General features: G+C 68.0%; 8 protein-coding genes and 1 pseudogene. 4 read left to right on the top strand and 5 right to left on the bottom strand.

What is annotated here, in order from left to right:
* The 4 genes and pseudogenes from QQK25_RS21370 to QQK25_RS21355 all read right to left on the bottom strand — a co-directional run.
* Window positions 1-857, bottom strand: a pseudogene (locus tag QQK25_RS21370) (hypothetical protein); the annotation flags it as partial.
* Between the two features lie 30 nt (window positions 858-887).
* A complete protein-coding gene (locus QQK25_RS21365) occupies window positions 888-1,763 on the bottom strand; it encodes a hypothetical protein (RefSeq protein WP_284189782.1) in 876 nt (291 codons plus the stop codon).
* Between the two features lie 11 nt (window positions 1,764-1,774).
* Window positions 1,775-4,396, bottom strand: coding sequence for a cytochrome c (locus QQK25_RS21360; RefSeq protein ID WP_284189781.1), 2,622 nt, complete (start codon window positions 4,394-4,396; stop codon window positions 1,775-1,777).
* 173 nt (window positions 4,397-4,569) lie between these two features.
* Complete coding sequence (locus QQK25_RS21355; RefSeq protein WP_284189780.1) at window positions 4,570-5,472, bottom strand: LysR family transcriptional regulator; 903 nt, start codon at window positions 5,470-5,472, stop codon at window positions 4,570-4,572.
* 118 nt (window positions 5,473-5,590) lie between these two features.
* Between QQK25_RS21355 and QQK25_RS21350 the strand changes: the two genes are divergently transcribed.
* Genes QQK25_RS21350 through QQK25_RS21335 form a run of 4 tightly spaced genes read left to right on the top strand, consistent with a single transcriptional unit; the run spans window position 5,591 to window position 8,155 of the window.
* Window positions 5,591-6,403: a dioxygenase family protein gene (locus tag QQK25_RS21350; protein WP_284189779.1), complete on the top strand. Its 813-nt coding sequence runs from the start codon at window positions 5,591-5,593 to the stop codon at window positions 6,401-6,403.
* A gap of 5 nt (window positions 6,404-6,408) precedes the next feature.
* Window positions 6,409-6,948: a cytochrome b gene (locus QQK25_RS21345; RefSeq protein WP_284189778.1), complete on the top strand. Its 540-nt coding sequence runs from the start codon at window positions 6,409-6,411 to the stop codon at window positions 6,946-6,948.
* Between the two features lie 27 nt (window positions 6,949-6,975).
* Entirely contained in the window at window positions 6,976-7,548 is a 573-nt protein-coding gene (locus tag QQK25_RS21340; RefSeq protein ID WP_284189777.1) for a YceI family protein, read from the top strand.
* A 37-nt stretch (window positions 7,549-7,585) separates the two neighbouring features.
* Window positions 7,586-8,155 (top strand): YceI family protein, encoded by a 570-nt coding sequence (locus QQK25_RS21335; protein WP_284189776.1) that lies wholly within the window; start codon window positions 7,586-7,588, stop codon window positions 8,153-8,155.
* Window positions 8,156-8,161: 6 nt separating this feature from the next.
* On the opposite strand, the gene QQK25_RS21330 is transcribed toward QQK25_RS21335, so the two are convergent.
* Window positions 8,162-9,184: L,D-transpeptidase family protein (locus QQK25_RS21330; RefSeq protein WP_284189775.1), on the bottom strand; the 1,023-nt coding region annotated here is incomplete at its 5' end.

Raw genomic sequence — 9,184 nt, 5'->3', positions numbered from 1 at the left:
GGGCGCCCTGCCCGGCCGTCGGCCAGACGCAGGCGGACGGCCGACGCAAACAGCCCGGCACGGCACGCCGCGCCCGCCTCGCCCGGCCCGCAGCCCTCTCGCCACAGGCGCTGGGTCAGGGGAAACAGGTTGGCCCGGCGCACGCCCTTGTCGATGGCGTAGGGCAGATCCACGCCGCGACCGGTCGGAATGCCGTAGAAGCTGCGCCCCGCCGCCCCGAGCCGCGCGGCGATGGCCGGGTTGGCGTTGGTCTCGTCCCACAGGGCGCGGGAGAAGATCGGCGCGCCGTTCTGGTGGCAGGCGAAGCAGATGTTGCGGTTGGCGTAGAAGACCCGCGGCTGGGCGCCGGCCCGGTAGTCCTTGACCAGCTGGAACTCGAAGCGGCCGGCGGCCTCGTTGTAGCTGATGACTTCCAGCACCGCGGATTTCTCGGCGTAGCCAATGTAGAGCCGATCCTTGAGCAGGGGCGCGCCCTGCGCCGGGGGCGAATCGACGGCCACCACCACGCGGGGAAAGCGGAAGTAATCCGGCGCCGCGGCGGTGCGCTGGAGCGAGCGGCCAAGGGGGATCAGCACCGGCTTGACCGGCGGCAGCGCGTCCGCCGCGTCGTGGGCCAGCAGCGGGTCGAGTCGGGCGAGGAGCTTTTCAAAGGGAAAGGGCACCATGTGGCCACCCCGGCCGTCGGCAAAAAGTTGGTCGAACAGCGACAGGCCCACCGGCGGCAGGTGCGCCCCCGGCGCGGCCGGATCGACGACCCAGGCGGGCATCGGTGCGGGCTCAGCCACCACCGCAAGCGGCGCCCGGACGATGACGAACGCCGCCAGCAGCATCGACTGCAGGGCCCGGCGGATCGTCACGGCGCGCCACCCGGGTTGCGCCGGCCGGGGTCAGCCTGCCGAGGCCAGCAGCTTGCGTTGCTGGGTGCCGGGCCAGCAGTCCTCCTGGGCCTGGCCGGTCTTGATGAAGGCTTCCCGCCCCTGCTCGTCCATCGCCTTGTTGTAGAGCGTGAAGTTGAGGGCGAAGCCCTTGTCGAGATAGGCGCGGCCCAGGTAGAGGCCCGGGCGGATCATTCGGATCTCGTCGCGCACCCGCAGGCCACGGCGCCCGGCGAGGAAATCGGGGTATTCCTGGTAGCCGGATATCTCGTCGGTGAAGAAGTAGTCGATGATGATCGACTCGCGCCGGGCGTCGAGCAGGCTCTGCCCGCAGTAGAGCTTGGCCGGGAAGAGCAGCCAGGTTTCCTTGCCGTTGAAATCCATCTTCTGGGGCTCGCCCTTCACCAGCCCGGCCTTGCGGAGCAGTTCGAGATCCTCGATGCGGTTGCGCAGCACCCGCGCGTCCCGGTAGAAGACCTTGCCCCGCCACAGGGTCTCGCCCACGTCCTCCAGCACCAGGCCCTTGAGCTGCAGTGCGGTGCCGGCAAAGCCGCCAACAATCTCGGCCAGCCGCAGCTTGCCGCTGCCGCCCTTGGGCAGCAGGATGCGGCCGTCGAAGGCGCCGTCGGGGATCGGCCCGGCGGTGAGGCGGGCGTAGATCTGGTCGAGCTGCTCCTGATCGAGGGTGGCGAGGTAATCCGGGGTGATCTTCGCGAGTTCGACGGTGGGAATCGGGAAGGCGTGATCCACCTGGGCCAGATCGGGCTTGGAGGCGTAGCTCTTGTCGTAGGGCGCAAAGGGGATGTTGGGCTGGGCGGTCTTCTCCGGCCCGCAGGCGGCGAGGCCCGCCGCGGCACACAGCGCGACGACGGCTTGGAGTGCTTTCATGGCGGCTCTCCCTACAGGGTGGCGAGGAAGGCGGTGACGGCCTTCTTGTCGGCCTCGGACAGATCCTCGCCGAAGCGGTGGCCTTCGTTCTCGACCAGCTGATCGCAGCTCTGGTAGTTGGCGGCGACGAAGTCGTGGTGCTGACGCAGCACCTCCACGAAGCGCGAGGGGTTCTTCAGCACTTCGTCGGCGATCGACTGGAGCGTTGGCACCAGGGCCTTCTTGCCGGTGGCTTCGAGCCGGGCCGGGGCGCGCTTGGCGAGGAAGAGATCGCCGATCAGCTGTTTGTGCTGCAGGCCGTTGAGATAACCGGCGCTGGTGCCCATCGGGATCTTAACCTGCCCGAAGCCATGCAGCGGCTTTTCGACCTTGCCCTCCAGCGGACGGATGCCCATGTCGATGAGCAGGTCGGCGTTGGTCAAAGTGATCTTGCGGCCGCGGGACGTGGGGTGAAGGAGTTCGGCCATCGAGCGCTTGTAGAGATCGAAGCGGCCTTCCACGCTCGGGTCGTAACGCACGCAGTCGGGCTGGCTGGCCAGCAGGGCGTTGTTCTCGCCGGCGTAGCGGGCGCGGTGGAAATCGTTTTCCTTGTTGGCCGGCTTGCCGCACACCTCGGGGCCGATGGCGTTGTTGTGCATGAAGGGCGCGGTGGCCCACACATTCACCAGCGACACGTTGCGGTAGTAGCCGCGGCCGCCGTTCTTCATGACGTCCGCCTCGGGGATGTCGGCCACCACCGGTCGGGCGCGCAGGGTCTCGTTGCCATATTCCATGTAGAGGTGGCCGGCCATGTGGTTGGAGTGCAGCGCGCGGCAGCGGAAGGTGCCCACCTCGGTGACCGGCGTGGCCTGGTCGTTGCCGAGGAAGTCGGCCCGTACCTTGCGCGGGTGGGCGTCGTTGGGCGCGGCAAAGTCGCGGCTCTTGAAGGGCCCGCCTTCGGCTTCGGGGATGCTCGAATGGCAGCGGGCGCAGTTTTCGGCAAACACGGCCTGACCACGCGCCACGGCGCCCTTGCCGAACTCCTTGTCCAGATCGGCGATCAGCTCGACCCGGCCGTAGCTGCCGGCCGCGCCCTTGGCCTTGCGGGCGTTGGCGCGGGCGACGTACAGGTCGGTCTCGTCGGATTCGGCCGAGGCGAAGAAGTCGAGGATGTTCTGCAGCCGGTCTTCCACCGCCCGGAAGTTCGGGCAATCGCGCCGGCACTGGCCGACGTTGAACGGCGTCTGGCCGAAGCCGCGCTGTTCCGGGTCCACCTGGCGCATGTCGGTGAAGTGATTGACCCAGCACTGCTCGGAGCACGAGCCGATGTTGAAATACACCCGCTGGATCGCCTCGTGGGCGCCGGTGGAATCCTCGCCGCCCTTCAGGATGTGGTGGATGCCCGGCAGATTGACCTTGGTGCCGCCTAGCAACACCGGCGTCACGTCATCGCTGCGGGTCGAGAACTGCCAGCACTTGCCCTGGCGGTTCGGTTCGCACCAGCACTTGGCTTCGTCCTTCTCGGCAGAGCAGTCGGCCACCTTGCGCCATTTGGTCACCGATTCGCCCTTGAACACCGGGCGCTGGGCCACGTTGACGAGCGCGTTGATGGTGCCGGGGTTGTTCACCTGGTCGTGGGAGATCGCCGAGGTGTCGGTCACACCCGGCCGGGCGTGGGCGAACATCTGCCATTCCAGCGCCGACTTGGGCATGCCGGAGCCCAGCAGCTCGGACATCCGGGTGTACTGGTTGCCCACCAGGCCCTTGATGTTCTCCCACTTGGGGTGGGCCGGGTCGGCCGGCGGGTTGAGGGGGTCGAAAGCGATGTGGCACGAGCCGCAGCTGGTGCCGATCAGGAAGGGCGGCTCGATGGAGCCGTCCGCCAGCTTGCTCACCCGGCTGTCGGATTCGACGCCGGTGCGCGCGTCGAGCTTGCTGTCGAAGCCGGCCCAGCTGGCGGTGCCGCCGTTGAGGGCCTTCCACTTTTCGGGGTCGAAGCGCGGATTGGGAAACTTGCGGATGCCCAGCGCGCCGGTCGAGGTGCCGAAGCGCAGGTCACAGGCCGAGTGGCGCTTGTCTAGCTTGCCGCCCTGGCTGTGGGGATCTTCGGGATCGAGGGCGGCGTCCTTCAGGCCGCAGGCCGGGTCGATGTAGCCCTGCTTGCCCACGTACTTGAGGAGCACGTCGTCGCCGGGGCACCAGTCGAGGCCGAAGGTCTCGTCGGGCGATTTTGCCGGGCAGTTGGCGTCGCCGGGCTTGCAGCAGGATGGGTCGTTGATGATGCCCCAGGCCCAGAAACGGTCGTCCCGCTGGTCGGTGCGCAACACCCGGTACCAGTCCACCAGCACACCGACGCGCTGCTGGAAGGTGTAGGTGTGGAAGCGTTCGTTGCCGCCGGTGGCCTTGAACCAGATCAGCCGGCCCACGCACTCGGATTCGTTGAGCCCTTCGCGGGCGCAGGCTTCAAAGTAAGGCTGGTTCTGGTCCTGCACGCCGGTTTCGGGCACCTGGGCGTGGGGCGGCGCAGGCTGCACCGCGGGGGTGTTCTGCGCAATCGCCTCCGCCACGCCAGAGACATCGGCCTCGGGACGGAAGGACCAGAAAGCGGTTGCGGCAACGGCCAGGGCAAGCGCCGCCAGATAGGTGCGTTTCATGGTTGCATCCCCTTCCGAAGATTGCAGCCCGGCACCTATCCCCGCCGCCTGGGAATCAAGGTTCCGTCGGTCGGTCGCGGGGCTCTCTGTCGGGGCCGGTCATGATGGTGTTATAGCAAAGATCATGACCATCGCAATGCAACATGCCCTCACGTCAACCGGTGGCATGAATTTCACAGTTGATCCCACGCCGGCACCGGGCCAAGACGTTCGGCCAGATAGTCGGCCAGCGCGCGCACCCGGGTGGGCAGGTAGCGGTTGCTCGGAAACACCGCGTTGATGCCCACCTCCGGCCCCGGGTAGTTGTGCAGGATCACCTGCAGGCGCCCCGCCTTCACCGCCGGCGCGGCGATGAAGCTGGGCTGGCGGCACACGCCCAGCCCCCGCTCGCAGGCATCCAGCAGCGCCTCGCCGTTGTTGGACTGGAGGCGGCTCTTCACCGGCACCCACACGGTCTCGTCGCCCACCCGGAAGGGCCAGCTGGCGCGGGGCGAGCCGGTGTAGCCCAGGCCGTGGTGCCCGCTCAGGTCTTCCGGGCGCAGCGGCATGCCGTGGCGGGCCAGATAGGCCGGCGAGGCCAGGGTGAGCATCCGCGACGAGCTCAGACGCCGCGCCACCAGCGTCTCGTCGAGCTGGCCGGTGATGCGCACCGCCATGTCGATGCCGCTCTCGATGAGATTCACCTGCCGGTCGTTGTAATCCACGTCCAGCGTCACATCCGGGTAGAGATCGACGAAATCCGCCACCAGCGGCGCCAGATGCCGCACCCCGAAGCTCACCGGCACGCTGATCCGGATCGGCCCCCGCGGCGCCCGCCCGCCGCCGGACAGATCGCCCTCGGCGGCGCCCACCAGCCCGAGGATCTCGCGGCAGCGCTCCAGGTACACCTCGCCCTCGGCGGTGAGCTTGAGGCTGCGGGTGCTGCGGGCGATCAGCTTGACGCCCAGGTGGGCCTCGAGCCCGGTGATCTGGCGCGTCACCATCGACCGCGCGAGGCCCAGATGATCGGCCACCGCGGTGAAGCTGCCGGTTTCGGCCACCCGGACGAAGACGTCCATTGCGTTCAGTCGGTCCATTGTTTCAATTTCAGCAACAAAGATGTCTCGATTAAAGGCTATTTTTGAACGAATCAAAAGCCTAAAGTTCGTCTGCATCAAAGCAGGCAGTCGATGCACTGCCAACCGGAGCCCCCAGATGAGCCGACACCCTGTTCTCTTCGTATCCCACGGCGCGCCCGACGTGCTGCTGAACCCCGGCCCCACCGTGGCCACCTGGGCGCAGCTGGGCGCCGAGCTGCCCCGCCCGAAGGCGATCCTGGTGATCTCCGCCCACTGGGCCGCGCGGGAACCCACCGTCAGCACCGCCGCCACGCCGGACACCATCCATGATTTCGGCGGCTTTCCGCCGGCGCTCTACGCGATGAACTACCCGGCCCCCGGCGCGCCCCAGTTGGCCACCCGGGTGCGCGAACTCCTCGCCGCCGCCAGCCTGCCCAACGCCCAGGTGCCCGACCGCGGCCTCGACCACGGCGCGTGGATTCCCCTCAAGGCCATGTACCCGGCGGCCGACGTGCCGGTGGTGCAGCTGGCGCTCCAGCCCTTCGCCGGGCCCGACTGGCACCGCCGCATCGGCGCCGCGCTGCGCCCCCTGCGGGACGAAGGCGTGCTGATCCTCGCCTCCGGCGCCGTCACCCACAACTTCGGCTGGCTCACCTGGGGCACCAACAGCGCCCCGCTGGCCAAGTCGGTGGCCTTTGCCGACTGGGTGGGCGACGCCCTCGATCGGGACGACCGCCCGGCCCTGCTCGACTACCGCCGCCTCGCCCCCTACGGCGCCGAGGCCCACCCGAGCGAGGAGCACCTGCTGCCACTGTTCGCCGCCCTGGGCGCCGCCAATCCCGGCGAAAAGCCGCTGCGCCTGGAACCCGAGCACACCTACGGCGGTCTGGCCATGGACGCCTACCTCTGGCAGGACGCCAGCCCGACCCCTTTCAATCCGGAACACTGACCCGAATGAACACCGCAACCCAACGCTACTCCGGCCCCGCCATCGCCGCCCACTGGATCATCGCGCTACTGATCCTCGCCGCCTGGCCGCTGGGCGCCTACATGCACGAACTGCCCCTGTCGCCCACCAAGCTCAAGCTCTACTCGTATCACAAGTGGATCGGCATCACCGTGCTGCTGCTCTTCCTGCCGCGCATCCTGTGGCGGATCACCCACCGCCCGCCGGCCGCGCTGCCGATGCCCGCGTGGCAGCACAAGATCGCCGAGGGCACCCATCACCTGCTCTACCTGCTGATGGTGCTGGTGCCGCTGTCGGGCTGGTTGATGAGCTCGGCCAAGGGTTTTCAGACGGTGTATTTCGGCGTGCTGCCGCTGCCTGATCTGGTGACCAAGAGCGAGGAGCTCGGCGACCTGCTGAAGGAAGTCCACGAAGTGCTCAACTTCGGCCTGCTGGCCCTCGTCGGCCTGCACGTGGCCGGCGCGCTCAAGCACCACATCATCGACCGCGACGCCACCCTGCGCCGCATGCTGCCCTTCGGCAAATAACGAACACCGAATCCCCAGGAGAAACCCATGAACATCCGCTTCATCGCCCTCCCCGCCGCCGTGCTGCTGGCCGCCGGCACCGCCCAGGCCGCCGAATTCAACCAGGTTGATGCCGGCAAGAGCACCCTCGCCTTCAGCTCCAAGCAGATGGGCGTGCCGGTGCCCGGCAACTTCAAGAAATTCACCAGCCAGATCAGCTTCGACCCGGCCAAGCCCACCGCCGCCCACACCACCCTCGAAATCGACCTCGCCAGCATCGACGCCGGCTCCAAGGACGCCAACGACGAAGTGGTCGGCAAACAGTGGTTCAACGTGAAGGCCTTCCCGACCGCGAAGTTCGTGTCCACCGGCGTGCGCGCCCTGGGCGGCAACAAGTACGAGGCGCTGGGCAAGATGACCATCAAGGGCCAGACCCGCGACGTGGTCGCCCCCTTCACCTTCAAGCAGGAAGGCGCCAGCGGCGTGTTCGACGGCGGCTTCGTGCTCAAGCGGATGGATTTCGGCATCGGCGAAGGCCCGTGGGCCGATGTGTCCGCCGTCGCCAACGAGATCGACATCAAGTTCCACGTCGTGGCCAACGCAGCCCCGACGAAGAAGTAAGCCCCACCCCCAACTCAAGACGTAAAAGGAAAACAGCATGAAGAAGCTCACCGCCCTGGCCCTCGCCGCCGCCGCGATCTCCACCTCGGCCCTGGCCGCCCCGGAAACCTACGTGATCGACGGCAGCCACACCCTGCCGCGCTTCGAGTACAACCACATGGGCTACTCCCAGCAGCTGTCGCGCTTCGACAAGACCACCGGCAGCGTCACCCTAGACCGCGCCGCCAAGACCGGCTCGGTGGACGTGACCATCGACACCACCTCGGTGAGCACCGGCTCGGCCCTGTTCAACCAGCACATCCAGGGCGAAGACTTCCTCGCCACCGAGAAGTACCCGACCGCCACCTACAAGTCCACCAAGGTCGTCTTCGACGGCGACAAGGTGGTGTCGGTCGAAGGCAACCTGACCCTCAAGGGCGTCACCAAGCCGGTGACCCTGAGCGTGGTGTCCTTCCAGTGCATGCCGCACCCGATGGTGAAGAAGGACGCCTGTGGCGCCACCGCCACCGCCAAGGTCAAGCGCACCGACTTCAACATGGGCAAGTACGCCCCTTACGTGGGTGACGAAGTGACCATCACCCTGCCGATCGAGGCGATCAAACAGTAAGCCAGATCACGCCGCGGGCCGACGCTGGCCTGCGGCGCCTTCTGTCGGCCGGCGCACCGGCCGCAGCGGGCCCGCCACCTTGCGCAGTGCTTCGTCCAGCTGGGCGTCGCGCCCGTAGATGTCCGGGAAGAAATACACCTTGCCCCCCTTCGCCACCGCCGTGCGGTAGGTGATCACCACCGGCAGCGGCTCCTTCAGCCGCAGCGTCGCCGACTTGCCCCGCTCCATCGCCTCGCGGATGCGCGTCTCGCTCCAATCAGGCTGATCCTGCAGCACGAACTTCGCCAGCTCCACCGGCGCCTCCACGCGGATGCAGCCGTGGCTCAGATCCCGCCGCGCCCGCGCAAACAGCTGGGTGGACGGCGTGTGGTGCAGGTAGATGTTGTCGTTGTTGGGAAACACGAACTTGATGTCGCCCAGCGCGTTCTTCGGCCCCGGGCGCTGGCGGATGCGCATCTGGCCGCGCATCACCGCCTCGAGGTTCTCGTCCGACAGCGTGGTGAGCACCCGCCCGTCCCCCGCCACGAACTCGAAGCCCTGATCGGTGAAATGCGCCGGGTCACGCCGCAGCCTGGGCACCAGCTCGGCCTGAGCGATGGACGGCGGCACGTTCCAGTAAGGGCTGAACTCGATGAAGCGCATGTCCTCGGCGAACAGCGGCGTGCGCGTGTCGAGGGATTTGCCGACGATCACCTTCATCTGCACCTTGGCCTTGGGCTGGCCGTCCTCCTGGGCGTAGGCCCGCAGGGCAAACTCCGGCACATTCACGACGATCATCCGCGCGGCCCGCTGCTGGGGCGTCCAGCGCAGGCGCTCGAGGTTCACGCCGATCTGGCGCACCCGCTCGGCCGGACTCACCGCCAGCTGGGCCAGGGTGTCGCGGCCGATCACGCCATCTGCCAGCAGGCCGTGGCGGGCCTGGAAAGCCTTCACGCCCTCCACCACCGCGCCGTCGTAGCGGGCGCCGGCCGTCGTGGCCGGCATGTCCCCCAGGGCCGCCAGCCGCGCGGCCAGCAGGGGCACGCCCGC

The sequence above is a fragment of the Zoogloea oryzae genome (assembly GCF_030161255.1).
Taxonomy (GTDB): Bacteria; Pseudomonadota; Gammaproteobacteria; order Burkholderiales; family Rhodocyclaceae; genus Zoogloea; species Zoogloea oryzae.
This window is presented reverse-complemented; position numbering and strand designations above follow the sequence as displayed.